The organism is Pseudomonas phoenicis (genome assembly GCF_047302395.1).
Taxonomy (GTDB): domain Bacteria; phylum Pseudomonadota; class Gammaproteobacteria; order Pseudomonadales; family Pseudomonadaceae; genus Aquipseudomonas.
Genome location: NZ_CP154852.1, coordinates 2544639 through 2569548 on the forward strand (window position 1 = coordinate 2544639; position 24910 = coordinate 2569548).

General features: G+C 65.1%; 27 protein-coding genes. 13 read left to right on the forward strand and 14 right to left on the reverse strand.

The genetic code is table 11. From position 1 onward, the window contains the following. Positions 1-2 precede the first annotated feature (2 nt). On the reverse strand, positions 3-1553 hold the full coding sequence (gene norR / locus AA0Z93_RS11390; protein ID WP_413048841.1) for a nitric oxide reductase transcriptional regulator NorR: 1551 nt from the start codon (positions 1551-1553) through the stop codon (positions 3-5). Positions 1554-1706: 153 nt separating this feature from the next. Here norR and hmpA point away from each other — a divergent pair, with 153 nt between their 5' ends. Then, complete coding sequence (gene hmpA, locus AA0Z93_RS11395; protein ID WP_413048840.1) at positions 1707-2885, forward strand: NO-inducible flavohemoprotein; 1179 nt, start codon at positions 1707-1709, stop codon at positions 2883-2885. A gap of 49 nt (positions 2886-2934) precedes the next feature. On the opposite strand, the gene AA0Z93_RS11400 is transcribed toward hmpA, so the two are convergent. Together AA0Z93_RS11400 and AA0Z93_RS11405 are read right to left on the reverse strand one after the other, a co-directional pair. Next, a complete protein-coding gene (locus AA0Z93_RS11400; RefSeq protein WP_413048839.1) occupies positions 2935-3891 on the reverse strand; it encodes an arsenic resistance protein in 957 nt (318 codons plus the stop codon). A gap of 275 nt (positions 3892-4166) precedes the next feature. Further along, a complete protein-coding gene (locus tag AA0Z93_RS11405; protein WP_413048838.1) occupies positions 4167-5345 on the reverse strand; it encodes an acetyl-CoA C-acetyltransferase in 1179 nt (392 codons plus the stop codon). Between the two features lie 279 nt (positions 5346-5624). Here AA0Z93_RS11405 and fabV point away from each other — a divergent pair, with 279 nt between their 5' ends. Further along, the gene (gene fabV / locus AA0Z93_RS11410) at positions 5625-6836 is read left to right on the forward strand and encodes an enoyl-ACP reductase FabV (RefSeq protein ID WP_413048837.1); all 1212 of its coding nucleotides are present in this window, start codon (positions 5625-5627) and stop codon (positions 6834-6836) included. Positions 6837-6982: 146 nt separating this feature from the next. On the opposite strand, the gene AA0Z93_RS11415 is transcribed toward fabV, so the two are convergent. Genes AA0Z93_RS11415 through folM form a run of 3 tightly spaced genes read right to left on the reverse strand, consistent with a single transcriptional unit; the run spans position 6983 to position 8357 of the window. Further along, a complete protein-coding gene (locus AA0Z93_RS11415) occupies positions 6983-7324 on the reverse strand; it encodes a HopJ type III effector protein (protein ID WP_413048836.1) in 342 nt (113 codons plus the stop codon). Next, the gene (locus AA0Z93_RS11420; protein WP_413048835.1) at positions 7321-7614 is read right to left on the reverse strand and encodes a DUF1244 domain-containing protein; all 294 of its coding nucleotides are present in this window, start codon (positions 7612-7614) and stop codon (positions 7321-7323) included. Before AA0Z93_RS11420 ends, AA0Z93_RS11415 begins: the two co-directional genes overlap by 4 nt. Positions 7615-7625: 11 nt before the next feature. Next, positions 7626-8357, reverse strand: a complete 732-nt coding sequence (gene folM / locus AA0Z93_RS11425; RefSeq protein WP_413048834.1) for a dihydromonapterin reductase — start codon at positions 8355-8357, stop codon at positions 7626-7628. 141 nt (positions 8358-8498) lie between these two features. Between folM and AA0Z93_RS11430 the strand changes: the two genes are divergently transcribed. Continuing rightward, positions 8499-9413: a MerR family transcriptional regulator gene (locus tag AA0Z93_RS11430; protein WP_413048833.1), complete on the forward strand. Its 915-nt coding sequence runs from the start codon at positions 8499-8501 to the stop codon at positions 9411-9413. Between the two features lie 15 nt (positions 9414-9428). Here AA0Z93_RS11430 and AA0Z93_RS11435 read toward each other — a convergent pair whose 3' ends face one another. After that, positions 9429-9863 carry a PAS domain S-box protein gene (locus AA0Z93_RS11435; RefSeq protein ID WP_413048832.1) on the reverse strand — a complete coding sequence of 145 codons (435 nt, stop codon included), beginning with the start codon at positions 9861-9863 and terminating at the stop codon, positions 9429-9431. Between the two features lie 104 nt (positions 9864-9967). Between AA0Z93_RS11435 and AA0Z93_RS11440 the strand changes: the two genes are divergently transcribed. Next, on the forward strand, positions 9968-10423 hold the full coding sequence (locus tag AA0Z93_RS11440; protein ID WP_413048831.1) for a flavodoxin: 456 nt from the start codon (positions 9968-9970) through the stop codon (positions 10421-10423). Between the two features lie 197 nt (positions 10424-10620). Further along, a complete protein-coding gene (locus tag AA0Z93_RS11445; RefSeq protein WP_413048830.1) occupies positions 10621-11547 on the forward strand; it encodes an alpha/beta fold hydrolase in 927 nt (308 codons plus the stop codon). 206 nt (positions 11548-11753) lie between these two features. On the opposite strand, the gene AA0Z93_RS11450 is transcribed toward AA0Z93_RS11445, so the two are convergent. Beyond that, on the reverse strand, positions 11754-12533 hold the full coding sequence (locus AA0Z93_RS11450; protein ID WP_413048829.1) for an IclR family transcriptional regulator: 780 nt from the start codon (positions 12531-12533) through the stop codon (positions 11754-11756). A 152-nt stretch (positions 12534-12685) separates the two neighbouring features. Between AA0Z93_RS11450 and hmgA the strand changes: the two genes are divergently transcribed. Genes hmgA through maiA form a run of 3 tightly spaced genes read left to right on the forward strand, consistent with a single transcriptional unit; the run spans position 12686 to position 15929 of the window. After that, positions 12686-13993 (forward strand): homogentisate 1,2-dioxygenase, encoded by a 1308-nt coding sequence (hmgA, locus tag AA0Z93_RS11455; RefSeq protein ID WP_413048828.1) that lies wholly within the window; start codon positions 12686-12688, stop codon positions 13991-13993. Beyond that, positions 13990-15282, forward strand: coding sequence for a fumarylacetoacetase (fahA, locus tag AA0Z93_RS11460; RefSeq protein ID WP_413048827.1), 1293 nt, complete (start codon positions 13990-13992; stop codon positions 15280-15282). The genes hmgA and fahA overlap by 4 nt, the downstream gene beginning before the upstream one ends. A 14-nt stretch (positions 15283-15296) precedes the next feature. Then, a complete protein-coding gene (maiA, locus tag AA0Z93_RS11465; RefSeq protein ID WP_413048826.1) occupies positions 15297-15929 on the forward strand; it encodes a maleylacetoacetate isomerase in 633 nt (210 codons plus the stop codon). On the opposite strand, the gene AA0Z93_RS11470 is transcribed toward maiA, so the two are convergent. Further along, positions 15923-16729, reverse strand: coding sequence for a SirB1 family protein (locus AA0Z93_RS11470; RefSeq protein WP_413048825.1), 807 nt, complete (start codon positions 16727-16729; stop codon positions 15923-15925). The genes maiA and AA0Z93_RS11470 overlap by 7 nt on opposite strands. A gap of 137 nt (positions 16730-16866) precedes the next feature. Between AA0Z93_RS11470 and AA0Z93_RS11475 the strand changes: the two genes are divergently transcribed. Both AA0Z93_RS11475 and AA0Z93_RS11480 read left to right on the forward strand, forming a co-directional pair. Next, positions 16867-17898, forward strand: coding sequence for a Leu/Phe/Val dehydrogenase (locus AA0Z93_RS11475; RefSeq protein WP_413048824.1), 1032 nt, complete (start codon positions 16867-16869; stop codon positions 17896-17898). Between the two features lie 157 nt (positions 17899-18055). Then, the gene (locus tag AA0Z93_RS11480) at positions 18056-19261 is read left to right on the forward strand and encodes an MFS transporter (protein WP_413048823.1); all 1206 of its coding nucleotides are present in this window, start codon (positions 18056-18058) and stop codon (positions 19259-19261) included. Positions 19262-19315: 54 nt separating this feature from the next. Here the strand turns inward: AA0Z93_RS11480 and AA0Z93_RS11485 are convergent, their stop codons facing one another. Beyond that, the gene (locus AA0Z93_RS11485; RefSeq protein WP_413049024.1) at positions 19316-19582 is read right to left on the reverse strand and encodes a YebG family protein; all 267 of its coding nucleotides are present in this window, start codon (positions 19580-19582) and stop codon (positions 19316-19318) included. A gap of 343 nt (positions 19583-19925) precedes the next feature. On the opposite strand from AA0Z93_RS11485, the gene AA0Z93_RS11490 reads away from it, so the two are divergent. After that, the gene (locus AA0Z93_RS11490; protein WP_413048822.1) at positions 19926-20363 is read left to right on the forward strand and encodes a phosphate-starvation-inducible protein PsiE; all 438 of its coding nucleotides are present in this window, start codon (positions 19926-19928) and stop codon (positions 20361-20363) included. 163 nt (positions 20364-20526) lie between these two features. On the opposite strand, the gene AA0Z93_RS11495 is transcribed toward AA0Z93_RS11490, so the two are convergent. Together AA0Z93_RS11495 and AA0Z93_RS11500 are read right to left on the reverse strand one after the other, a co-directional pair. Continuing rightward, entirely contained in the window at positions 20527-21462 is a 936-nt protein-coding gene (locus AA0Z93_RS11495) for a DMT family transporter (RefSeq protein WP_413048821.1), read from the reverse strand. Next, the gene (locus tag AA0Z93_RS11500) at positions 21459-22349 is read right to left on the reverse strand and encodes an aspartyl/asparaginyl beta-hydroxylase domain-containing protein (RefSeq protein ID WP_413048820.1); all 891 of its coding nucleotides are present in this window, start codon (positions 22347-22349) and stop codon (positions 21459-21461) included. The genes AA0Z93_RS11495 and AA0Z93_RS11500 overlap by 4 nt, the downstream gene beginning before the upstream one ends. Positions 22350-22453: 104 nt before the next feature. Here AA0Z93_RS11500 and AA0Z93_RS11505 point away from each other — a divergent pair, with 104 nt between their 5' ends. Both AA0Z93_RS11505 and AA0Z93_RS11510 read left to right on the forward strand, forming a co-directional pair. Beyond that, positions 22454-23368 carry a LysR substrate-binding domain-containing protein gene (locus tag AA0Z93_RS11505; RefSeq protein WP_413048819.1) on the forward strand — a complete coding sequence of 305 codons (915 nt, stop codon included), beginning with the start codon at positions 22454-22456 and terminating at the stop codon, positions 23366-23368. Between the two features lie 217 nt (positions 23369-23585). Next, positions 23586-23888 (forward strand): hypothetical protein, encoded by a 303-nt coding sequence (locus tag AA0Z93_RS11510; protein ID WP_413048818.1) that lies wholly within the window; start codon positions 23586-23588, stop codon positions 23886-23888. Here AA0Z93_RS11510 and AA0Z93_RS11515 read toward each other — a convergent pair. Beyond that, positions 23877-24197 (reverse strand): DUF3509 domain-containing protein, encoded by a 321-nt coding sequence (locus AA0Z93_RS11515; RefSeq protein WP_413048817.1) that lies wholly within the window; start codon positions 24195-24197, stop codon positions 23877-23879. The genes AA0Z93_RS11510 and AA0Z93_RS11515 overlap by 12 nt on opposite strands. Before the next feature lie 108 nt (positions 24198-24305). Then, positions 24306-24656: an HPF/RaiA family ribosome-associated protein gene (locus tag AA0Z93_RS11520; RefSeq protein ID WP_314489259.1), complete on the reverse strand. Its 351-nt coding sequence runs from the start codon at positions 24654-24656 to the stop codon at positions 24306-24308. Positions 24657-24910: the final 254 nt, after the last annotated feature.

The window sequence follows — 24910 nt, forward strand, 5'->3', positions numbered from 1 at the left end:
TCTCAGTCGATGCCCAGACGCTTGCACAGGCGGCCCAGGTTGGCTCGGTCCAGACCCAGCTCGCGCGCAGCGGCGGCACGGTTTTGCGCGTGGTCGGCAAGCGATCTGCGAATCAGTTGGCGCTGGAAATCGTCCGTGCTTTGGCGTAGGTCACCCACGGGTTGTCCGATGAGCGGTATCGCCACAGCGTCGTTGGCCAAGGCTTTGGCTGTGTTCGCAGGCAGGTCCAGGTCGCTGGCGGTCAAACTCAGGATGCGCGGACGTTGCGCTTGACGGCCCAGTGCCTTTAGCGCGCTGCGGCCGACCAGATGCTCCAGTTCGCGGACGTTGCCCGGCCAGTCATGGCGCAACAGCGCCGCTTGCGCGTCGCTGGTCAGGCGCAAGCCGTTCAGGCCCAGGCGCGAGCGGTTCTGTTCGAGGAAGGTGCCGGCCAGCAAGAGAACGTCGCGCCCGCGTTCGCGCAGCGGCGGCACCCGTAGCGGGTAGACGCTCAAGCGATGGTAGAAGTCGGCACGCAGACGCCCCTGGCGCACTTCTTCGGCCAGGTCGCGGTTGGTGGCGGCGATCAGCCGCACATCGACCCGGTGCTCGCGGTCCGAGCCCAGGCGCTGCAACTGGCCGCTTTGCAGCACCCGCAACAATTTGGCCTGCACCGTCGGGCTCAACTCGCCCACTTCGTCGAGAAACAGCGTGCCGCCATGGGCCAGCTCGAACTTGCCGCGTCGGTCGCTATGGGCACCGGTGAAGGCGCCACGCACATGCCCGAACAGTTCGCTTTCCACCAGCGTGTCGGGCAGGGCCGCGCAATTGAGGCTGATCAGGGGTTTGTCGGCGCGCAGGCTGGCCTGGTGCAGGGCTTGGGCGACCAGCTCTTTGCCCACGCCGGTTTCGCCGGTGATCAGCACCGTCAGCTCGCTGGCCGCGACCAGTTGCACCTGGTCGAGCAGCTGTCGGTGGGCTTCGCTCTGGCCGATCAACTGCCGCGCGGGGTGGCTGGCCTGGCGGTAGAGTTCGGCGCGTTGGCGTTCGTCTTCGGCGCGCAAGGCCAGGTGGGTGATGCGTTCGGCTACGGTGACGGTGGCCGCGGCCAGGCTGGCGAAGGCCTGCAGTGCATCCAGCTCGACCTTCTGGAATTGCTCCGGGCGCAAGGCATCCAGGGTCAGCAGGCCCCAGGGGCGGTCTTCGACCAGCAGCGGGCAGCCCATGCAGTCGTGCACGTGCAGATCGACCTCGGGAGCGTCGACCAGGCCGTCGTAAGGATCGGGCAACGGACTGTCGCTGGGAAAACGGGTGGGGGTGGCTTGGCTCAGCAGGATCTGAAAACGTGGATGCTCGCTGACCTTGAACCGCCGGCCCAAGGTGTCGGGCGTCAGGCCGTCGACCGCCAACGGCACCAGCCACTCGCCGTCCAGGCGCAGCAGCGCAGCGGCGTCACAGGGCAGCAGGTCGCGCAGGGCTTGCAGCAGGCGGCGGTAGCGTTCGTTTTCGGGCAGTTCGCGGGACAAGTCGCGGACCAAGGGCAGCAGGGCGCGGAGCAAAGGGGTTGCAGTCATAAGGACTCCTCGTAGTCGAAATGACTATAGTTGCGTACGAGTCATTTCGACACTCAGATCTTCTAAAACCTTGATTCGAAAGGATTCTTTAGTTGGCACGCATTGTGGAATATCCAGGTATCCGTTTTCCATGCTTGCCTTAGGAGTCACCGCATGCTCACTGCCGACCAACGCGCCATCATCAAAGCCACCGTTCCACTGCTCGAAAGCGGTGGCGAAGCGTTGACCACACATTTCTACAAGATGATGCTCGACGAGCATCCCGAGGTGCGTCCGCTGTTCAACCAGGCCCACCAGGCCAACGGCGACCAGCCCCGGGCGCTGGCCAACGGCGTGCTGATGTATGCCCGGCACATCGACCGGCTGGAACAGCTGGGCGGCTTGGTCAGGCAGATCATCAACAAGCACGTGGCGCTGCAAATCCTCCCTGAACATTACCCGATCGTCGGTGCCTGCCTGCTGCGGGCCATCAGGGAAGTGCTCGGCGAAGACATCGCCACGCCTGCGGTGATCGATGCTTGGGGCGCGGCCTACGGCCAACTGGCGGACATCCTCATCGGTGCCGAAGAAGGCTTGTACCGAGCCAAGGAGCAGGCCACGGGCGGCTGGCGCGGTGCACGTGCCTTCAGGTTGGCGCGCCGCGAGCAGGAGAGCGCGGAAATCGTGTCCTTCTACTTCGCCCCGGTCGATGGCCAGCCGGTGCTCAAGGCCGAGCCCGGCCAGTACATCGGCCTGCAGGTGTTCGTCGACGGCTGCGAGCAGCGCCGCAACTACTCTCTGTCGGCGCTGTGCGATGGCCGTGAGTACCGCATCAGCGTCAAGCGCGAGGCGGGCGGCAAGGTGTCCAATTACCTGCACGATCGGTTGCAGGTGGGCGATGTGCTGCAACTGTTTCCGCCAGCCGGTGATTTCACCCTCACGGCCAGCGACAAACCGCTGGTACTGATCAGCGGCGGCGTGGGCATCACGCCGACGTTGGCCATGCTGCAAGCGGCCCTGGAAAGCGGCCGGCCGGTGCGCTTCATCCACTGCGCACGCAACGCCGGTGTGCATGCCTTCCGCGACACCGTCGATGCGCTGGCGGCGGCGCATCCACAGCTCGAGCGCTTCTACTGCTATGCCGAAGACGATGGCAGCGCGCCTGCCCAGGCGGTCGGCTTGATGAGCCAGGCACTGCTCGGCCAATGGCTGCCCGTCGAGCGCGATGTGGATGTGTATTTCCTCGGACCGAAGCCGTTCATGGCGGCGATCAAGCGTCAGCTCGCGGCGTTGGGCGTGCCGCCTGAGCAAAGTCGTTTCGAGTTCTTCGGGCCTGCGGCTGCGCTGGAGTGAAGCACGGCCTGGCCATCGACGCGCCAGACCGCTCGGGGCTCGACGTGCCTCAGCGTCGGATCAGCACCGGCAGCAAGCGCACGTAGATCAGCTCGGCCACCAGCTCCACCAAGGTCTGGGTCATCACCGCTGCGGCCGCGAGCGTGCGCAGCTCGGGTGGCAGGGCCAGAGCCAGGGGCAGTACCACCAGCGAGTTGCGCGTGGCGCTGCTGAAGGCGAGTGCGCGTGCCTGCTGCAAGGGCAGGCGCCACAGCCGGGCCACGAGCAGGCCGATGCACGGCGCTAGGACGGCGAAACCGACGTACACGGGCAATACCGGCAGCAGCCGGCCCACATCGGCCAGCACCTCGCCGATCTGCGACGCCACCACCAGCATCAACACCAGCGCCATGGCCGGCACCGGCAGCCAGGCACAGGCCCTGTCCCAGGCCGCCATGCCGGCGAAGCGCCGGGCGCCGGCGCTGGTGGCGACGGCCAGCAGCAGCGGCAGCGCGATCAGGCCCAGGAAGGCGCTGAGGAAAGGTGTGAGGGTGAGCTGTAGCGTCATTCCCTCGGCCATCATCGCGGTCATGAAGATCGGTAGCAGCAGCAACTGCACCAGCAGCAGCACCGGCGTGGCGGCGAGCATCGAACGGGCATCGCCCTTGCCCAGGTGGGTGAACACCACCACGTAGTCGATGCAGGGCGTCAACAGCACCAGCAACGCGCCGACCAACAGCGCCGGATGCCCGACCAGGCTGCGCGTGCCTACCCACACCAACAGCGGCACCAGGACGAAATTGGCCAGCAGCAGGGCCGCCATGAAGCGGCCTCTGGGCAGGCTGGCGCGCATGTCGAGGAAGGGGATTTGCAGGAACATGGCGTACATCAGTACGGCGATGGCGGGGCTGATCAAACCGGTGAGGCCAGCCGCGACGCCAGGCGCCGACAGCCCGGCTGCGACGGCGAGTGCCACGGCGGCGAAGTACAAGGGGATCTGGCGCTGTTCCAGTTGGTCTCGGGTCAAGGTAGGGCTGCCTGCACGGTTCGGGGGCTGCCGGGCGACGGACGCGTCAGACCGGTCGGGGCAGGTGAGGGCCGGCATTATGCCTGAGCGGTGTGGTTGAGTTGGGGAGGGTTGCCGAAGGGCGGGTTCTGATTCATCCCAGGGGGGTGACACCGTGGCGCGACCGTTGGGCCGGCTGTGCCGGCCATCGCGGCTGATCGGAGCGCCGAACCGGTCGCTCCCACAATCGGGTGCGAGATCGGGTCTTGATACAGGGCGCGCAGTTCCGCATGCGGTCAACGCTCGATGGCCAACGCCACACCTTGCCCGCCGCCGATGCACAGCGTCGCCAGGCCCTTGTGCGCGTCGCGCTTGAGCATTTCGTGCAGGAGCGTCACCAGCACCCGGCAGCCCGAAGCGCCGATGGGGTGGCCCAAGGCGATGGCACCGCCGTTGACGTTGACCCGCGCCGCGTCCCACTGCAGTTCCTGGCCCACCGCCAGCGCCTGGGCGGCGAAAGCTTCGTTGGCTTCGATCAGGTCCAGGTCCTGCATCCGCCAGCCGGCCTTGTCCAGGCAGCGACGGGTGGCCGAAACCGGGCCGATGCCCATGACCGCCGGGTCGACACCGGCGCTGGCGTACGCCGCGATGCGCGCCAGGATCGGCAGCCCCAACGCCTCGGCCTTGGCCACGCTCATCAGCAGTACGGCCGCCGCGCCGTCGTTGAGCGTCGACGCGTTGCCGGCGGTGACGCTGCCGTCCTTGCGAAAGGCCGGGCGCAGCTTGCCCAATGCCTCGGCGGTGGTGCCGGGGCGCGGCTGCTCGTCGATGGCGAAGACGGTCGGTTCGCCCTTGCGCTGTGGAATGTGCACAGGGGTGATCTCGTCGCTGAAGCGTCCGCTGTCGATGGCCGCCAGGGCCTTGCGCTGCGATTCGGCGGCGAAGGCGTCCTGCTGCTCGCGGGTCAGGCCGTAAGCCTCGACCAGATTCTCGGCGGTGATGCCCATGTGGTAGTCGTTGAAGGCGTCCCACAGCCCATCGGTGATCATGCTGTCGAGCATCTGCCCATGGCCCATGCGTTGCCCGGTACGGGCGCTGGGCAACACGTAGGGCGCCAGGCTCATGTTCTCCTGGCCGCCGGCGATCACCACCTCGGCGTCGCCGCAGCGAATCGCCTGGGCACCCAGGTGGATGGCCTTGAGGCCCGAGCCGCAGACCTTGTTCAGGGTCAGGGCCGGCACCGCATGGGGCAGGCCGGCCTTGACCGCGCTCTGCCGCGCCGGGTTCTGCCCGCTGCCGGCGGTCAGCACCTGGCCGAGGATCACTTCGTCGACCTGGGCCGGGTCCAGGCCGGTCTGCGCCAGCAGGCGGCGGATCACCACAGCGCCCAGCTCGACGGCGGAGACCGTGGCCAGTGCTCCCTGGAAGCTGCCGATGGCAGTGCGGGTGGCGGCGACGATGGCGACTTCGTTCATGGCGGTGCTCCCTGGACAGGCTGGAAAGCCCCACAGCATCCACGTCCTCGCCGAGCTTGAGAAGTTTGTTTTTCTAGGCGATTGATCGCCTTTTCAAATCAATATCGGCGATTGGTGGCGATTGCGTGAGTGTTTGAAACCTGCGGCACAGCCCTTAAGATGTGTCGCGGCGTGGACGGGTGTAGTCTCACCCTCCCAGAAATCCCGGAAACTCCAGACACGCATGCGCTCGCCTTCGCCGCGAGCGCAGCCTGCACAACACCTGACGAGGTACAGACATTGGCCATCATTCATCCTAAGGTTCGCGGTTTCATCTGCACCACGACCCACCCGAAGGGCTGCGAGCTCAACGTCCGTGATCAGATCGAAGCTACCCGCAAACTGGGCGTGCGCGAAGATGGTCCGAAGAAGGTCCTGGTCATCGGCGCCTCCAGCGGTTATGGCCTGGCTGCGCGCATCACCGCAGCCTTCGGCTTCAAGGCCGACACCCTGGGTGTGTTCTTCGAAAAGCCCGGCAGCGAAACCAAGGCCGGCACCGCCGGCTGGTACAACTCGGCGGCGTTCGACAAGTTCGCCAAGGCCGAAGGGCTGTACAGCAAGTCGATCAATGGCGACGCCTTCTCCGACGAAGCCCGCGCCAAGGTCATCGAGCTGATCCAGCAAGAGATGGGCGGCAAGGTCGACCTGGTCATCTACTCCCTGGCCTCCCCGGTGCGCAAGCTGCCCAAGACCGGTGAAGTGGTCCGTTCGGCGCTCAAGCCCATCGGCCAGCCGTACAAGTCGACCGCCATCGACACCAACAAGGACGTCATCACCGAAGCCAGTATCGAGCCGGCCTCGGAGCAGGAGATCGCCGACACCGTCACCGTCATGGGCGGCCAGGACTGGCAGCTGTGGATCGACGCACTGGCCGATGCCGACGTACTGGCCGACGGCGCACGTACCGTGGCCTTCAGCTACATCGGTACGGAAATCACCTGGCCGATCTACTGGCATGGCGCCCTGGGCAAGGCCAAGCAGGACCTGGACGACACCGCCCTGCGCCTGGACGAGAAACTGGCCTCGCAGGTACAGGGTGGCGCCAACGTGGCGGTGCTCAAATCGGTGGTGACCCAGGCCAGCTCGGCCATCCCGGTGATGCCGCTGTACCTGTCGATGGTGTTCAAGATCATGCAGGAGAAGGGCGTGCACGAAGGCACCGGCGACCAGCTCAACCGCATGTTCCGCGAGCGCCTGTACCGCACCGACGGCCAGCCGGCCGAGGTGGACGAGAAGCGCCGCCTGCGCCTGGACGACTGGGAGCTGCGCGACGACGTGCAGGACGCCTGCAAGGCGCTGTGGCCGCAGGTCACCACCGAGAACCTGTTCGAAGTGACCGACTACGCCGGTTACAAGAAGGAGTTCCTCAATCTGTTCGGCTTCGAACGCGCCGATGTCGATTACGACGCCGACGTGGCGACCGATGTGAAGTTCGACTGCATCGAGCTGTAAGCCGCCAGCGCCCAGGCCGGGCTCACCCGCCTGGGCGAGCGAGCGTCGAACCGACCTGCATGGGTTCGGCGCTCCATCAAGGACTGCTGCGCGAAGAGGGAAGGGTGCCGACCCCTCGCAGCGGTCCTGCCTGTCCAGGCGTTACCTCAGTCCAACCGCTGCAGCGGCTGCGCCTGGAACGTCACCCCCGCCAGACCGGCGTTCATCAGCGCGCGGATGTTGCCGTGGTCGCTGCCTTCGGGCGTGTTCAGCACATCGCGGTAGTGCTCGCCGAACGCCAACAGCGCCTCATCCTTGGTGAAGTTTTCCAGCAAGGCCAGGCCGAGGGTCTTGCACGACCCTTCGTTCTGCCCGGCGGCGCTGACCAACCCATTGTTGTCGAAGCCTTGCGGCGTGTAGCGGTAATGCTCGGCGACGAACGCCAGCGTGTCCGCGAAGGCATGCTCGCCGCTGTTGAGCGAAGTGCGCAGGGTCAAGAGATCGGTCACGGTGCTTTCCTTTGGTCGAACGCCGCCTGTTGCTCGGCGTTGGCTTCTTTCTGGTAGTGGGCTTTCCATTCGGCGTAAGGCATGCCGTATACCGCTTCGCGGGCCTCGTCGAGGCTGAGTTCGACCTGCTGCTCGTCGGCGGCGGCCTTGTACCACTTGGACAGGCAGTTGCGGCAGAAACCGGAGAGGTTCATCAGGTCGATGTTCTGCACGTCGGTGCGCTGTTGCAGGTGGCCGACCAGGCGGCGAAACGCGGCGGCTTCGAGTTCGAGCTGTTGCTGTGGGGTCATGGTATCGGCTCTCAGAGCATGCGGTTCTTCAGGTGTCGGCCGCCGTTGATCGTCACTTGGCTGCCGGTGCTGTACTGGCTTTGAAGCAGGAACAGTACGGCTTCGATCAGTGGCTGGGGGCCGGGTTCGAATTCGAGCAGGGCTTTTTGCAGGGCGTGCTGGCGGTAGGCTTCGTCGCCCTCGGGCTTGAACATCAGCAGGCCGGGCAGGATGCCGTTGACCCGCACCTGCGGCGCGTACTTCTCGGCGAACGACAGCACCATGTTCTGCAGGGCGGCCTTGGTGGCGGCGTAGCCGATGTGGCTCTTGCTGCCACGCGAGGAGGTTTCGTCGCAGATGTGGATGATGTCGGCCTTGCCGGCGCCTTGCAGCAGCTCGCCCAGTGCCAGGTTCAGGTGATAGGGCGCCTCGACGTGCAGGCGGAACATGGTGTCGAGGTTGTCCAGGCTGTCGTCGAGCCACAGCGAGGCGTTGTGGATCACGGCGCGCAGGCTGGTGCAGTGGCGTCGCAGGTGGGCGACCAGCGCCTCGCGGTCGGCGACTCGGCACAGGTCGGCTTCGAAGTGCAGCAGGTTCGGGTGCGCCGGCGGCTGGCTGCGGCTGGCGCAGACCACCGTGTGGCCAGCCTGCGCCAGGGCCTGGGCCAAGGCCAGCCCGACACGCTGGCTGGCGCCGGTGAGAAGGATGGGGCTGTTCATGTTCGGGGCGGTCGACCGTGGTGTCCTTGCGATAGGGCCAAGCATACCCGAACTGTTTCCCCCTGTGCGGGCACGCCGCCGCCTGCCGTGGGCCAGCAGGGATGAACGCCATCGGGCGGCTGCGCTCGCCGGGCCAGGCCTCCCGACGTACACTGGGCGGCTCTTTCCACAGCAGACAGCGGTCCCATGAATCGACGGTACGCCGGCTGCCCGGCAGAGCAGGATCAGGAGCCGGTGCTGCACGCCATTGGCGAGGTGGCGCGCGACACTGGCGTCAACGCGGTGACCTTGCGCGCCTGGGAGCGTCGCCACGGGCTGCTGCAACCGACCCGCACCGACGCCGGCCACCGCCTGTACAGCCAGGCCGACATCGACACCATCCACAGCATCCAGGCCTGGCTCGAGCGTGGCGTGCCGGTGAGCCGGATCGCGCGCATCCTGGCCCGCGGTACGCCGGCCACCCAGGCGCTGGCCGAGGGCTGGCATGCGCAGGCGCGCACGGCCTTGGCCGATTTCGACCGTCAGCGCCTGGCCGAGGTGCACCGGCAGGGGCTGGCTGCCCTGGGCCAGGATGTGCTGTTCGAGCAGGTGTGGATGCCGCTGTGGACTTCACTGCGACGCGCCGATGGGGCCTATGGCCAAGTCAGCGAGAGGCTGTGTCTCGATCAGTTCCTGCGCCATCAGGTGCTGGACCAGCTGCGCGCGCAGCCTGTCGAGGGCCGCTTGCAGGTGCTGGTGGCGCCCCTGAACGAACAGGCGCACAAGCTGGAGCTGTTGGTGGCCGGTTTGCTGTTGAGCGATGCCCACACGGCGGTGACCGTATTGCCTTTGGGTCAGCCGCTGGCCGAGCTGGCGTTGATCTGCGAGCGGCGCGCGGCGGATGCGTTGGTGCTGTTCGCCCATCACCACCGACCGGCCGAACTGGGCCGCCGGTTGGCCCAGGTCACCTGTGGGTTGACCTGCCCCTTGGCGTTGGCCGGGGAGGTGACCGAATCGGCCGAGCCGTTGTTGCAGGGTGGCCCAGTGGCATGTCTGGGCGCGCAGGGAACGGTGATGCGCCAGCGTTTGCGCGCCTTCCTGGCAGGGCAGCTCGATACTTGAGAGGCGATGCCGCGCCTACGCCGGGTTCGTGCTCAGCGCCGCCAACGCCGCCTGCGTCTCGGCCAACTGACGCTCCAGCTCGACCTGGCGGGTCACGTCTTTCTGGATGCCGATGTAGTAGGTGCGCTGCGAGATGGGGTCGTGCAGCGGGGTGATCGACAGCTCGTTCCAGAATGCCTGGCCGTCCTTGCGGTAGTTGCGCAGCACTTCGCGGCAGGGCTGGTGTTCGGCCATGGCGCGGCGGATGCGCACGCGGGCCAGTTGGTCGCGGTCCTCGCCCTGCAGGAAGCGGCAGTCCTGGTACAGCGCTTCGCTGCTGGCGTAACCGGTCAGCCGTTCGAAGGCGGGATTCATGTAGATGAGGATGGTGTCCTCGCCTTCGCGTTCGGCGACCACGATGCCGTCGTTGGAGGCATCGACCATCGACTGCAGCAAGTAGGGATTGATCATCGGCAAGACCTGAAAGAAGAGGGACGACACCGGCAGCGTGCTTTTTCGCGCGCGTCGAAAGCCAGTATCCTACGACTTCATTCACTGCTGGAAATCCCTTCCCGATGAAAATCGCCATCCTGTGCGGCTCGGTCTATGGCGCAGCCGAAGACGTCGCCCGCCATGCCAAATCCGAGCTCGTCGACGCCGGTTTGCAGGCCTGGCATGCCCAGCGCGCCACCCTCGACGACATCCTCCGTTTCGCTCCCGAGGCGGTGCTGGCCGTGACGTCGACCACCGGCATGGGCGAGTTGCCCGATAACCTGCTGGGCCTGTATAGCGAACTCAAGGACACCTTGCCCGCCAGTTGGCGCGGTCTGCCGGGCGCGGTGATCGGCCTGGGCGATTCGAGCTACGACACCTTCTGCGGCGGCGGCGAGTTGATGGTCGAGCTGTTCGAGGAGTTGGGCGTGCAGGCCGTGCTGCCGATGTTGCGCCTGGACGCTGCCGAAACGGTCACACCGGAGACCGACGCCCAGCCGTGGCTGGCGCAGTTCGCGGCCGCCCTGAAAGCACGCTAGAGGCCGCCCGCCCATCAGGCAGCGCTTACCGCTGTCCCGTACGGCCATCAAGCTGGCTGCCAACGCGACGCAGCGCCCAGACCGCCCTGGCTAGACTCGACCTCGAGAGCGAGAGCACACCCATGTGCCAAGAGGTGATTCGTCATGCGTGCAGTCTTGATGGCCTCCCGTTGCACCGAACCGGGGGGGCGCGCCTGATGCCCCTCGCCGAGATCCCCCTTTGTGTCTGGCGCACACGTGCGCAGTCCTTCACCTTCGCCGGGCAGAGCGTGCGCTACTGGACGGCCGGGCAGGGCGAACCGCTGCTGTTGCTGCATGGCTTCCCCATGGCCAGTTGGGACTGGCACTATCTGTGGGCGCCGCTGGCCCAGCGCTTTCGCCTGATCGCCTGCGACATGCTCGGCTTCGGCGATTCGGCCAAGCCCCTCGACCATAACTACAACCTGCTGGCCCAAGCCGACCTGCAGCAGGCGCTGTTGTGGCACCTGCGCATCGACCAGCCGGTGCACGTGCTGGCACACGACTACGGCGGCCATGTGGCCCAGGAGCTATTGGCTCGGCACCGCGAAGGCCGCGCCGAGCTGGCCAGCTGTGTGTTTCTCAGCACCGGCCTGCTGCCCGAATGCCACCCTCTGCAAATGGCCCACAAGCTGTTGCTCAGCCCTTTGGGGTGGCTGGTGGGGCGTGCCTTCGGCAGGGAAGATCTGGTGCGCAGCCTGTCGCAAACCCACCGCCTGGACACCCATCTGAGCGAGAGCGCCCTGGACGACTACTGGAGCCTGATCCTGTCCAACCGCGGCACGCGCATCCTGCACAAGCTGATGGGCTTTGCGCGCGAGCGCGTGCTTCACCGCCAACGCTGGCTCGACGCCTTGCAGCAGGGCGACGTGCCTTTGGCGGCGATCAATGGCGCGGACGACCCGCTGTGCAATGCGCCGGCGCTGGCGCGCTATCGACAAGTGCTGCCCGAGATCGAGATCGGTCTGTTGCCCGGGGTTGGCCACTTTCCCCATACCCAAGCGCCTGCGCAGGTGCTGCAACGGTATCTGGCGCTGCGCGACCAGCCGCTGTTCCCGCTGGCGCACAAGGCCACCTGGGACGAGGTGCGCCAGGCACAGCCATAAAAAAAGCCGCTGCACCGGCAGCGGCCAAGGAAGACGGCAGATCAAGGAGCTTCAAAATCGGCCTGGGTCCCGGCCGGCACCGGTCACTGGGGGTTCGGGGTGCAAGGGCCGGGGAGGGGAGCATAAGCCGTCGACTTCCTCGGAAAAACACGCTTTGCCGACAATCATCGTTACACGTCTGGTAACAGTGGCGTGGGCGCCATGCCTCAAACCGGTTGGAAACCCATCCGCCAGCTGCTGGCCTGCGCCGCGGCACGCAAGTGCTCGGCCGCAGGGCCTTGGCTGTCGGCGTTGAACATCGAGGTCGGCCCGACCACGGTCATCACGGCCGCGATACGGCCCTGGGCATCGAAGATCGGCGCTGACAGGGCGTCGACTCCCGGCATCAGCAAACCGTGGATGTGGTGCAGCCCTTCGCTACGGATCGCTTGAAGAGTGGCCTCGTAGTCACAGGCGCGGCGTTTGGAGCGGGCAAGTTCCTGTTCACGCAACTCGGCGAGCTCGCGCTCGGGCAGGTAGGCGGCGAACACCAGGCCGGTGGACGAGCCCAGCAGCGGCAACACCGAACCGATCTGCGTCACCACCGTGACCGCACGCACGGCCGGCTCGATGCCGACCACCGTCGCCCCCTGATTGCCCCAGACCGCGATGAAACAGCTCTCGTTGAGGGTGTCGCGCAGCTGCGCCAGCGGTTCGGCGGCGACCTTCAGCACATCGATGCTGCCTAGCGCGGCCAACCCCACGCGCAGCGCTTCGCGACCCAGGCCGTAGTGGTTGGTGGCCGTATTCTGCTCGGCGAAACCGCTGGCGATCAGTGCCTGCAGGTAGCGGTGCACCTTGCTGGCGGGCATGTCGACGAATTCGGCCAGGCGCGACAGCGAAGTGGACGGCGCGAGCTGCGCCAGGGCTTTGAGGATGTCGGTGCCGACTTCTGCCGAGCGGACTTTCTGCTTGCCGCTGTCGGCAGGCGTTTGGGGCTGGGTCATCGCAAGGTTCTTCCGGTGGAGGTGGCGACCTTATAGCTTGACGCCTGGGATTGAGCAAATTACGTTATACGTAATCCGATTACGATAAATACAATTCAGCGAGCTTGCTGCGGTGCCATACCGCTTGGCAGCCCGCCCGATCCGGAGGTCCCATGCAGCCCACCCCGTCCGCCGATGTGCAGTACCTCAGCGGTTTCGCCAACGAATTCGCCAGTGAAGCCCTGCCGGGCAGCCTGCCGCAGGGGTGCAATTCCCCGCAGCGGGCGCCTTATGGGCTGTATGCCGAGCAGTTGTCCGGCACCGCCTTCACCATGCCGCGCCACGAGCAGCGCCGCAGCTGGCTGTACCGCTTGCGGCCGAGCGCCCTGCATCCGCGCTTCGAGCGCCTGGCGCGGCAACCGTTGGCCGAGGCCGCAGGGGAGATCACGCCCAACCGCCTGCGCTGGAATCCGCAGCCCCTGCCGGCCGAGCCGACCGACTTCATCGACGGCTGGTCGCCCATGGCGGCGACTGCCGCCCCCGAGGCCCCCAGCGGCGTCAGCGTCTACCTCTACGCAGCCAACCAGTCGATGCAGCGGGCGTTCTACGATGCCGACGGCGAACTGCTGGTGGTACCGGAAATGGGTCGCCTGCGCATCGTCACCGAACTGGGCGTGTTGCAACTGGAGCCGCTGGAGATCGCCGTGATCCCGCGCGGCATGAAGTTTCGCGTGGAGCTGCCCGATGGCGAAGCCCGCGGGTATCTGGCGGAAAACCACGGCGCCGCATTGCGCATTCCCGACCTGGGACCGATCGGCAGCAACGGCCTGGCCAACCCGCGCGATTTCCTCGCGCCGGTCGCCCACTACGAAGACACCACCGGCCCCGTGCAACTGGTGCAGAAGTTCCTCGGCCAGTTCTGGGGTTGCGAGCTGAACCATTCGCCGCTCGACGTCGTGGCCTGGCACGGCAACAACGTGCCGTACAAGTACGACCTGCGGACCTTCAATACCCTCGGTACGGTGAGCTACGACCACCCCGACCCGTCGATCTTCACCGTTTTGACCTCGCCTAGCAGCGTGCCGGGCATGGCCAACATGGACTTCGTGATCTTCCCGCCGCGCTGGATGGTGGCGGAGAACACGTTCCGCCCGCCGTGGTTCCACCGCAACCTGATGAACGAGTTCATGGGCCTGATCGCTGGCGCTTACGACGCCAAGGCCGAGGGCTTCCTGCCAGGCGGCGTGTCGCTGCACCCGTGCATGAGCGCCCATGGCCCCGACGCCGAGACCTGCGAAAAGGCCATCGCCGCCGAACTGGCCCCGCACAAGATCGACGGCACCATGGCCTTCATGTTCGAGACCAGCCAGGTGCTGCGCCCCAGCCGTCAGGCGATGCGCAGCCCGCAATTGCAAACCGACTACGACCGCTGCTGGGCCAGCCTGGCGACGACTTTCGATCCGCAGGGAGCCAAACCATGAAGCCGTCCTCCATCACCCTCAGCTGGGTGGAACACGCCAACGGGCATCGCGACTTCCCGTTGCAGAACCTGCCCCTGGGCATCTTCAGCCGGCCGGGCGAAGCGCGCCGCGCCGGGGTCGCCATCGGCGAAGCGATCCTCGACTTGCCGGCGGTACTGGATGCCGGGTTGTTCGATGGTCAGGCCAGGGTTGCGGCCGAGGCCGCGTCGAGCGATTCGCTCAACGACTTGTTCACCCTCGGCAGCGGTCCGCGCGTGGCCTTGCGCGAACGCTTGACGGTGCTGCTCGGCGAACACAGCGAGCATCAGGCGATCCTGCGCCCGCTGCTGTACCCGACCCAGGACTGCGAGATGCACCTGCCGGCGCGGGTCGGCGACTACACCGATTTCTACGTGGGCATTCAGCACGCCACCAACGTCGGCAAACTGTTCCGCCCCGACAACCCGCTGCTGGCCAACTACAAGTACGTGCCGATCGGTTACCACGGCCGCGCCTCGACCCTGCGCCCGAGCGGCGTCGACGTGCGCCGTCCCAAAGGCCAGACGCTGCCGGCAGGCGAGCGCTCGCCGCGCTTCGGCCCGTGCGCACGGCTCGACTACGAACTGGAACTGGGGGTCTGGATCGGCCAGGGCAACGCCATGGGCGAGGCCATCGACATCGCCCGGGCGGGCGCGCACGTCGCCGGTCTGTGCCTGCTCAACGACTGGTCGGCGCGCGACATCCAGGCCTGGGAGTACCAGCCGCTGGGGCCGTTCCTGTCGAAGAGTTTCATCACCAGCCTGTCGCCCTGGGTCATCACCGCCGAGGCGTTGGCGCCGTTCCGCTGCGCGCAGCCGCCACGTCCCGATGGAGATCCGCAACCGCTGGCCTATCTGTTCGACGCCGACGACCAGGCTCAGGGTGCCTTCGACATCGAGCTGGAAGTGCTGTTGCTCACCGAGCGCATGCGCGAACAAGGCCAAGCGCCCGAGCGCCTGGCCCTGAGCAACAGCTTGAGCATGTACTGGACCGTGGCCCAACTGGTGGCGCACCACAGCGTCAACGGCTGCCAACTGCAACCGGGCGACCTGTTCGGTTCGGGCACGCTGTCCGGGGCCGGGCAGGGCGCCTACGGCAGCCTGCTGGAGATCACCGAAGGCGGCAAACAGCCAGTGCGCCTGAGCAATGGCGAGCAGCGCAGCTTTCTCGAAGACGGTGACGAAGTCATCCTGCGCGGGCGTTGCGTGCGCGAGGGCGTGGCCAGCATCGGCTTCGGCGAATGCCGTGGCCGCGTCGTGGCCGCCAACTGAAGGAGGCCGCGGCGATGGAACTGTTCACCTATTACCGTTCCACCTCGTCCTACCGGGTGCGCATCGCGTTGGCCCTCAAAGGCCTCGATCCCCGGGCGATCGCCATCAACCTGCTGGGCGGCGAACAGCTGCAACCGACCTATAGGGCGCTCAACCCGCAGGCGCGGGTGCCAATGCTGCGCACCGACCACGGCGAGCTGCTGTTGCAGTCGCCGGCGATCGTCGAGTACCTGGAAGAGGTCCATCCGCTGCCGGCGCTGCTGCCCCGCGACGCCGGCACGCGGGCGAAGGTGCGTGCGGTCGCGGCGCTGATCGCCTGCGACGTGCATCCGCTGCACAACGTCAGCGTGCTCAACCGCTTGCGCGGCATGGGCCAGGACGAGGTGCAGGTAGCGGCGTGGACGGCCCACTGGATCGGTGAGGGCCTGGCTGCGGTGGAACGGCTGATCGGGGATGAGGGCTACTGCTTCGGCGACGAGCCGGGCCTGGCCGACCTCTACCTGATACCGCAACTGTATGCCGCACAGCGTTTTCAGGTCGATCTGGCCGCCTACCCGCGCATTGGCCGCGTCGCTGCCCTGGCGGCACAGCATCCGGCGTTTCAAAGGGCGCACCCGGCGCGTCAGGCCGATGCGCCGGCTCAGTGAAGCGAGCGGGGTGCCGAAGGCAGTTGTTCCAGGCGTTCGGTCAGTTGCAAGCGTTGTACTGGATCTTCGCTGAGCAGCAAGGCGTGCTCCAGGTCGAAACGTTCGGCCTGCGGGCAGTCGAGCCGCTGGTACAGCGTAGCCCGTGCCAGGTAGTCGCCGCTGAGCACGGGGCCCAGCTGCATCACCCGTTCGGCGTCCACCAGTGCGGCCAGGAAGTCGTCGTGCTGGGTATGCAGGTGCCTGAGGTTGCGCGACAGGCGCTGCAGCATCTGTGCGGGCGTGGCGGCGGCCAGATGCTCGACACTCAGGGAGGCACTGGCGCCGTACTGGCGTTGCAACAGCTCGCGGCAGTCCGCGGGGTACAGACGGCGACCGCCGCAGGGGTCGAGCAGGTAATCTGCGCCCGGCACGCGCAGCAGAAAGTGGCCCGGGAAATTCACCCCTTCCAGTGGAATGGCCAGACGCTGGGCGATTTCCAGCGCCAGGAGCGCCAGGGCCAGGGGCTGGCCGCGACGACGTTGCAACACTTGGTCGAGCAGGGCTGCCTGGGGACGGATGGGCTGGTATTCCTCCTGTTGAAACCCCAACGCGTTCAGCGTGCGCAGCAAAGGCTGGGCGAGCTCCCTGGGCGGCAGAGCCGGCAGATGGTGGGTGACGTCCAGCTGCAGGTGTTGCAGCTGGTTGAGGCGATTGCCAGGCGAAACGCCTGGGTCATGTTCGGCGGCGATCCATAGCGCCGCTTCGAACGGTGCGGCGGGAGTGCGTTGCAGGCACAGCAGGCAGTGTTGACGTGGGTTCATCGAGGCCTCCACACAGCGGTCGTCTTCGGACGTGGCAGTGCGTCTCGGTACGTGCGGTCGGCCGGTGGTCCGACGGCGGTTCGCACGGCAGGGCGCTGCCTATACTGGGAATCTGCACCTTTTATGGGAGCCCGTCGATGTTCGCGCTCATGCATGCCACACGCGCCCAGGCCTTGCACCTGTGGAGCGACCCCGCGACCGGCCTGCGCGCAGTGGCGGTGATCCACAACGAGCAGCTGGGGCCCGCCATGGGCGGCTGCCGTTACCTGCCCTATGCCGATGACGAGACCGCCATCGCCGACGCCCTGCAATTGGCCCGGGCCATGAGCTACAAGGCCGCGCTGGCCGGGCTGCCGGTAGGCGGCGGCAAAGCGGTGATCCTGCGCGGCGCCCAGGGCGGCGACCGTGCCGCGCTGTTCCAGGCTTTCGGCCGCTTTCTCGATACCCTGGGCGGACGCTTGGTGGTGGCGGTGGACAGTGGCACCTCCATCGACGACATGGACTGCATCGCCCGCAGCACGCGCCATGTCGGTAGCACCCGCGCCGCCGGCGACCCGGCGCCGGTCGCCGCGCTCGGAGTGCTCGCGGGCCTGCGCGCCACGGCCCAGGCGCGTCTGGGCAGCGGCAGCCTCGAAGGCCTGCGCGTGGCGGTGCAGGGGCTTGGCCATGTGGGCCACGCACTGGCCGAGGGCTTGCACGCGGCAGGGGCGGAGCTGCTGGTCAGCGATCTCGACCCCGATCGCGTGCGCCGCGCCGTGGAGCAGTTCGACGCCTGGCCGGTGGCCCACGACGCCCTGTTGAGCACACCTTGCGATCTGTTCGTGCCCTGTGGCGTAGGGCCGGTGCTCAACGCCCAGAGCGTGATGCAGTTGCGCTGCGCCGCCGTGGCAGGCTCGGCCAACAACCCGCTGACCACCTTGGAGGTGGCCGACCAACTGCAAAACCGCGGCATCCTGTACGCGCCCGACACCATCATCAACGCCGGCGGCCTGATCCATGTGGCGTTGACCCATCGCGGCGAAGCGCCCGAGCGCATCACCGCCCACCTGGCGCGCATCCCCGAACGCCTCACCCAGGTGTTCGGCCATGCCCAGGCGGAAAATCGCTCGCCAGCGCGGGTGGCGCAGACGCTCGCCGAGCGGTTGCTCTACGGATGCGCGGGAACCTGAGCGCCGCCCTGGGCTCAGAGCCCATAGAGGCTCGGGGTTGGACGCTCGCGTCGCACACCTTTAGACTCCGCGCCCCGGCGTTCGTGCTCGCCTTCGAGCCGCGCCTGCTGCACCGCGCCTTGCCTTGCGGCGCCCCATTCGAACGATAAGGTTTTCCATGACGACACAACACACCGCACCCCATGTGGGCACGGCGCTGGTGCTGTTCGCGTTGGCGGTCGGTGGCTTCGCCATCGGCACCACGGAATTCGCGACCATGAGCCTGTTGCCCTTTTTCGCACCGGACCTCGGCATCGATGCGCCGACCGCCGGGCACGTGATCAGCGCCTACGCCCTCGGCGTGGTGGTCGGCGCGCCTTTGTTGGCCGTGCTGGGCGCGCGCCTGGCGCGCCGTACCCTGCTGATCGGGCTGATGGGCCTGTTCGCCCTGGGCAACGGCCTGTCGGCGCTGGCGCCTGACTATCACTGGATGCTGGTCTTCCGCTTCATCGCCGGTTTGCCGCACGGTGCCTACTTCGGCATCGCATCCCTGGTAGCCGCCTCGCTGGTGCCGCCCAATCGCCGCACCTGGGCGGTAGGGCGCATGTTCTTCGGCCTGACCATCGCCACGATCATCGGCGTGCCCCTGGCCAACTGGCTGGGCCAGTTGTTCGGCTGGCGCTACAGCTTCGCGCTGGTGGCGCTGCTGGGCATCGGTACCATGCTCGCCCTGACCCTGTACGCGCCGCGCGATACCGCCAACCCCACGGCCAGCCCGTTGCGCGAACTCGGCGCGCTGCGCAACGCGCAGGTGTGGTTGACCTTGGGCATCGGCGCCATTGGTTTCGGCGGGCTGTTCGCTGTGTACACCTACCTGGCCGACATCCTTGGCGCCGTCACCCATGTGCCTCACAGCACCGTACCGCTGGTGCTGGCGGTGTTCGGAGTCGGCATGACCCTCGGTACCCTGATCGTACCGATCTTCGCCGATCGCGCACTGATGGCCACCGCCGGTGGCATGCTGGTATTCAGCGCCATGATGCTGGCGCTGTTCCCATTCGCGGCAGGCAACGTGTGGACCATTTCGCTGTGCGTGCTGTTGATCGGCTCGGGCGGCGCGCTGGGCACGGTGTTGCAAACGCGCCTGATGGACGTCGCCGCCGACGCCCAGGGCCTGGCAGCTGCCCTCAACCATTCGGCCTTCAACTTCGCCAACGCCCTTGGCCCATTCCTGGGCGGCCTGGCCCTTACGGCCGGCTATGGCTGGACATCGCCAGGATGGGTGGGCTGTGGCCTGGCCCTGGGCGGGCTGGCCATCTGGGCCGTGTCCGCCGGGTTAGACCGCCGAACCCTCGGCAGCCCGGCCGAACAGACGCCTTCATGACCCGCGCAAACGAGAAGGGCGGGGTTTGATACCCCGCCCTTCGATCGCCCGACATCACTCGCCGGCGTCGGCCTTGGCCTCGAGCTCGGCCAGCGCGCCGGCGTTGCTCTTGAACGCCGTGGCGAACACTGCGCGGTTTTTCGCCATGAAGATACTGGCTTCTTCGGCCAGGTTTTCGTCCAGCCCGGCTACGTTTTTCAACAGGACCTGGGTAAGCACCTCAGCCAGTTCCAGCATCTGGTCATGGGCATCTGCAAGTTTGCGGTCCAAGAACGTCGTCTCCAAATCGCGAGTGCTGCGGTAAAGAATCTCAACAGCCATACGAGGCCTCTCAGTCAGTGATGTCAGGGGCACCGGCACGGCGCGGCCTGGGTCGCAACGAAAGCCGCTGCGGTAGGTGGCGACATCTTCGTTCGAACGGGGGTGGTGATTCGGTTACAGGTTGACTGTATCGATATACAGTATACGCGGCGATCTGGTTCATGCAACCGCCACGTATCCACGTGATGATTTGCCATAGCCTTCCGGCTGGCCTGCGGCATTGCAGATGCCTGCGGCATTCGGTCGCCTTCCGCAATGCGGAGCTGGCCTTTTAACTGCATGGCTTGGGCGTCATGCCTGCGGCGAAGGCTGTTCCTGGCCGCACACGAGGGGGAGAGGAAACATGAAATGGGCGGATAGGATGCGGGTCCGGCTGCATGCCGGAGCCAACAGCCTGGGCAACCTGGGCGTCGAGCTATTCCATTACCTGGCCTTGTTCGGCATCGGCGCGATCACCGTCTATGCCGGCATCAACACGTTCATCGACATGCTGGGGCAAGACAAGGTCAGCGTCGACGACATCCTGCTGTTGTTCATCTACCTCGAACTGCTGGCGATGAGCGGCATCTATTTCCGCACCAACCACATGCCGCTGCGGTTCTTGCTGTACATCGGCGTCACGGCGTTGATTCGGTTGTTGATCAGCGACGTTTCCCACCACAAGTCGCCCGATGCGGGCATCTTGTACCTGACTGGCGGCATTGTGCTTTTGTCGCTGTCCATCCTGGTGGTGAGGTTCGCATCGGCGCGATTCCCGTCGGTGCAAGAACGGAGCGAATGAGCACGGGACATTGTGCGAAACGATCGTGCTGTGCCGACATCACGAGCAAGAGCGCCTGGCGATGCGTCTGCGTCCGATTCTCCGTGGATTCGCTGGATACTGATAAAAATGCCAGTCTGGCTTAGTAGAAGCACTTCGAGTGACTGTTTGAACACCTCTGGGCTCATTTCGGTTCCTTGTCGCGGCGGCTACCGTCGCAAGCCAGTGCCCGGACGTTGGCGCAGACCGCAGCATTGAGGAAGCGAACCCGGCTGAATCCTTTGACTGCCATGATGATCAACAACGCGCCCACTAACGTGAGCCAGGAAATCTCGTTACCGAACGCCAGATAATCCAGCACGACGGTCACCACCGGTACCAAATAGAACAACACGCCCACCTGACTCGCGGCCTTGCGGGTCAGCATGTGAAACAGCAACAGGACGGCGCAGGTGGAAACCACCACGATCATCCAGACGGCGGCCATGACGAATTCGCCGGTTACGTCCAGCCTGATGGTCGTGAACGGCAGCGCGAGCAGGAATAGGCAAGCGGCCGTAAGCGTCTGGTAGAACGCCGAAGCGACGGGGTGGATGACCGATCGCTGCTGCATCACTGAGCCTGCGCTGATCGAGACGACCGCTACCAGTGCGAACAACAGGCCCAGCCCGGTCAGCGCACCGACCTCTCGTGCGCCGAGCACGGCAGTGGTCAGCCCTGCAAAGCCCACTGCCAGGTAGGCGTAACCTGCTCGTCCAATGCGCTCGTTAGCCATTACCGGCGTCAGGATCGGCTGTAGTCCCAAGACGATCGCCAGGACGCCTGGAGTCATCTGGTAGTCCAGCGCAAGAAAATAGGCCGATTGGTAGCCTGCCTGAATCAGCACACCGATCCACAGGGCTCTGAACAGCAGCCGCCTAGGCAGCACGAGCAATTCACGCAAGCCATCGACCCGGCTGATCAGCCAACAAACGAAGAACAAGGCCAGGGCCGCGCCCGCTGCGCGTATCGTAAGAAACACCGAGACCGAGGCGTCCTCCAGGCCGAGTTTCACGAAAATGGCGCCGCTGCTCCACATCAGCAGAAACAGCAGCGGAGCGTATCTTTCCAGCGCAATCACCGAGCGACCCCAGCCTGACACGTCCAGTCGCTCAAGGCGTAGCGTTCGCCCATCGCTCTATGTTCGATGAGGTAGCGACGCAGTGTTTTGGCTTTTTCCAGTACAGGCGCATTGTTCGCCTGCTCGGCCGCGCTGATGATCCAGTCGTAACAGGAGGCCACGGGCAGGTCATAGATGAAGTGATATTTGGACAAGGCGAACACGATGTCCTTGAACGTAAAGCATTCGATCAATGTGGCGGTCGCTGCAATGATTTCGCGTTCTTTCAGGGGCTGGAGCGGCACGCGCTTGATATGGATGTCATGGCGCTGGACGTGGGCCGATCGGCGATCCTTGAATATGTCGGCCGGTTCGAAACGTTGTTCATATATGAAGTCCAGACAGAGGAACGTGCGGCTGTTCAGGCCAAAGTTTATCGCGGCATGGCTGATGCCGGCATCCAGATACCAGACTTCGCCCGCGCGCATCTGAAAGACGCCTTGTTCATCGGAATGGAACGCTTGTGCATTGTCTTCGAGCGCTAGAAATACGCGGTAATAAGTAACCGCTGTGTCCAACTCCACAAAGTCACGGTGGGGAATGACGAGGCCGTCCACCAAGCTGCGGGCGCGGACCATCCTGAGAGCCGTGGGCTCGAACTGCTCCTGGATGAGCTTCGCGATGGCTGGGCACTGGCGCAGGTGCTCAGTGGGCAGGCAACGGCGTGCGTTTTTATAGCGGGTGTCGTCCGCCTCGCCGGTTGCATTGTAAAGGGATATGTTTTTCCAGTGCCCTTGGCCGAACTCATCGTATTCTTCGGGCTGTTTCCTGATCGACCTGAGGCGCTCGATATCATGACCCAGTTGGTAATGTTCGATGTTTATCGTTCCTATGATTTCAGAGGCCATCGCTCGCTCCTTATGCGCTTGCCTCATCCTAGGCGATGCAATGGCCTACCGTCGTTAATAGTTATGATAAGGGGCATCACCGGTGGTGATGGAAAGGAATCGCGATGAACTTGGACATGAACCAATTGCGCGCCTTCGTTACGGTCGCCGAACTCAAAAGTTTTTCCAGAGCCTCGCATCGGTTATGTCGCGTGCAGTCTGCCATTAGCCAGCAGATTCAAAAGCTCGAACGCTCGATCGGCGCGGTGCTGTTCGTCAGGGGTGCGCGTACGCTCGAACTTACCGCCCAAGGCGAACACCTGTTGGCCTATGCGCTGAAGATTCTGGCGTGGAACGATGTCGCCATCACCGAGTTGACCGAAGTGTGCACGGCGCGCGTGGTCAAGATAGGCACTTCGGACACCTATGCGACATGCCATCTTGCGCACATCATGAAAACCTGCGCCCAGCGGCTGCCTGCCATGGAAATCGAGGTCCAGTGCGACTACAGCAGTGCGCTGTGGAGGCGTTATCGCGCCGGGGAACTGGACATCGTGCTGACTCAAGACTGCCCTGCGGACATTTCGGCGCAGTTGCTGTATTCGGAGCCCTTGGTCTGGGTTGTCGCGAAGCAGAGCGACGTCTTCGAACGGGAAACGGTGCCGCTGGCGCTTTTCACCCAAGGCTGCGGTGACAGGGCGCTGGTGCTCAATGCCCTCAATCGCGTGGGCAAGCCGTACCGCATCGGCTATCACGGTACGAGCCACGCGGGCGTGATCGCAGCTTTGTCCACAGGCTGTTACGTCTCGGCCATGTTGCCGAGCAGCGCCGACCCAAGCCTACGGGTCCTGGACGAAGCGCAAGGGTTTCCGCCCTTGGGCAGCCTGGACATTTCGCTCGCCTGTCGAGAAAAGTCGCACATCGCTCTGGTCAGCCTGTTCGCAGAAGTGGCCCGCAGTTACTTCCATCGATTGAACCGCGCACCTTCGAGTTTCGAACGCCCTTCAATGCTGATCGATGCAGCCGCACAGGCGCTGTAAGATTGCGCCTGTGCAGGCTGAAAGCACGACTGCCGACCTGCTCCGCAACCAAGGTGTTCGAGCGCATGCGGTGATGGTCTCTCAGGCGCCTTTGACGACCTGAGGTGCTGATTATCTAAAGGTACGGCTGCACCCAAGTCCTTTCAAATACCGCGACTCGGCCTCCCGGCGGCTTTTTCGACCGCTGGCCGTCGGGTGTGGAATCAAGGGACTCGTCATGGGCGAACAAGAACACGTCATCGACTTTCTGGAAGGCTATCTGCAACCGCTGGGGCTGGACCTGGAAAACACGTATATCACCGAAATCAACGACATCATCGAGCCACGAGTGGTCGCTTCACGCTCGATAGCCGACGAGGTGGTGCACTGGATGGGCTTGGGCCAAGAGCCGACCTACGACCCTGGCCTGGTGGGCGTCTTCCGCGAACCGTATAGCTTCGCGGATACACATCGCGAACCTCGGCTGCGCCTGTCCGAACTCGAAAGGGCGATCCGCGCGCTGCTCGACCTAGCGCGCTGAAGGGCGGGGCAAGTGCGTGGGCGGCGGTGGGAGGCGTTCGGCAAGGCTTGCCAGCATGGCAGCTGAGTCGTCGGCAGCGGTGGCCAGTTCCAGCTGGATGCCTTCGACCAGCCGCTGCAACTGCCGTGGATCGTTGCGTTGTGCCGGTGCGATCAGGTGTTTGGCCACGATGCCGGATGCATCGGACAAGGTGAGCATGATACTGCCATCCAGACCTGCGACACACAGGTTCACGCGGTAGTCGTCGGCAAAGGCCCTGTTGATCAGTTCGAAAGGGTTGTACATGGTCATGTTCTGCAACGTGGACATGTAGAGAGGACTGGCATCGCAAGGAGAAGGTTCACCGCCCGAGCCCCATGGGCTGCAAGGGAAAACGCCCGGCATCGTGGCGCCGGGCGTTTCGGACGGGGCATGCAATCACTCGTCAGGGTCTTCGTTCAATTCGAGCGTCGGCCGCTTGCTGCGCAGTTTGCCGTAGAAGTGCTCCAGCGCATGGTTGAGCTTGGTGGTGGCGCCGTCGACCGCCAGGTCGAGCGAGTTGGCGGTGTGGCTGACCGAAATCGGTGCATGGCCTTTGGGTCGAGCTTCCATCTGGCAGCGCTTGTCGTGTGGGCCGGGCTTGGCGCCATTGTCGTCGCTCAGGTGGACTTCGATGCGGGTGAGGTCGTCTTCGTAGCGCTCGAGACCACTGTGCAACGTGGTGCGGACCCATTCTTCCAAGCGCACATCGCCCTGGATCTGGTTGCTGCTGTTGACCTGGATTTGCATGATTCCAATCCTTATTCAGCTGGCTCGCAAGGGCGGCTCCGGGCGTTCGTGCCGTGGGAAATGCTGCGCCCTTGACTCTAAGGTCAAGCAACGCCCGGTCGAATTCAACCCTGGTTGAAAAATAAATTTCCTGTTGCAATTAGTCTTGAACCAAGGCGTCAAAGGGCACCCGCATGGGCCGCCTTGAAGGTTTCGCAGGCAACGCCGGCAACTCATCAGCCAAACTTTGCTTATGAGAATTGAAATCATTACTA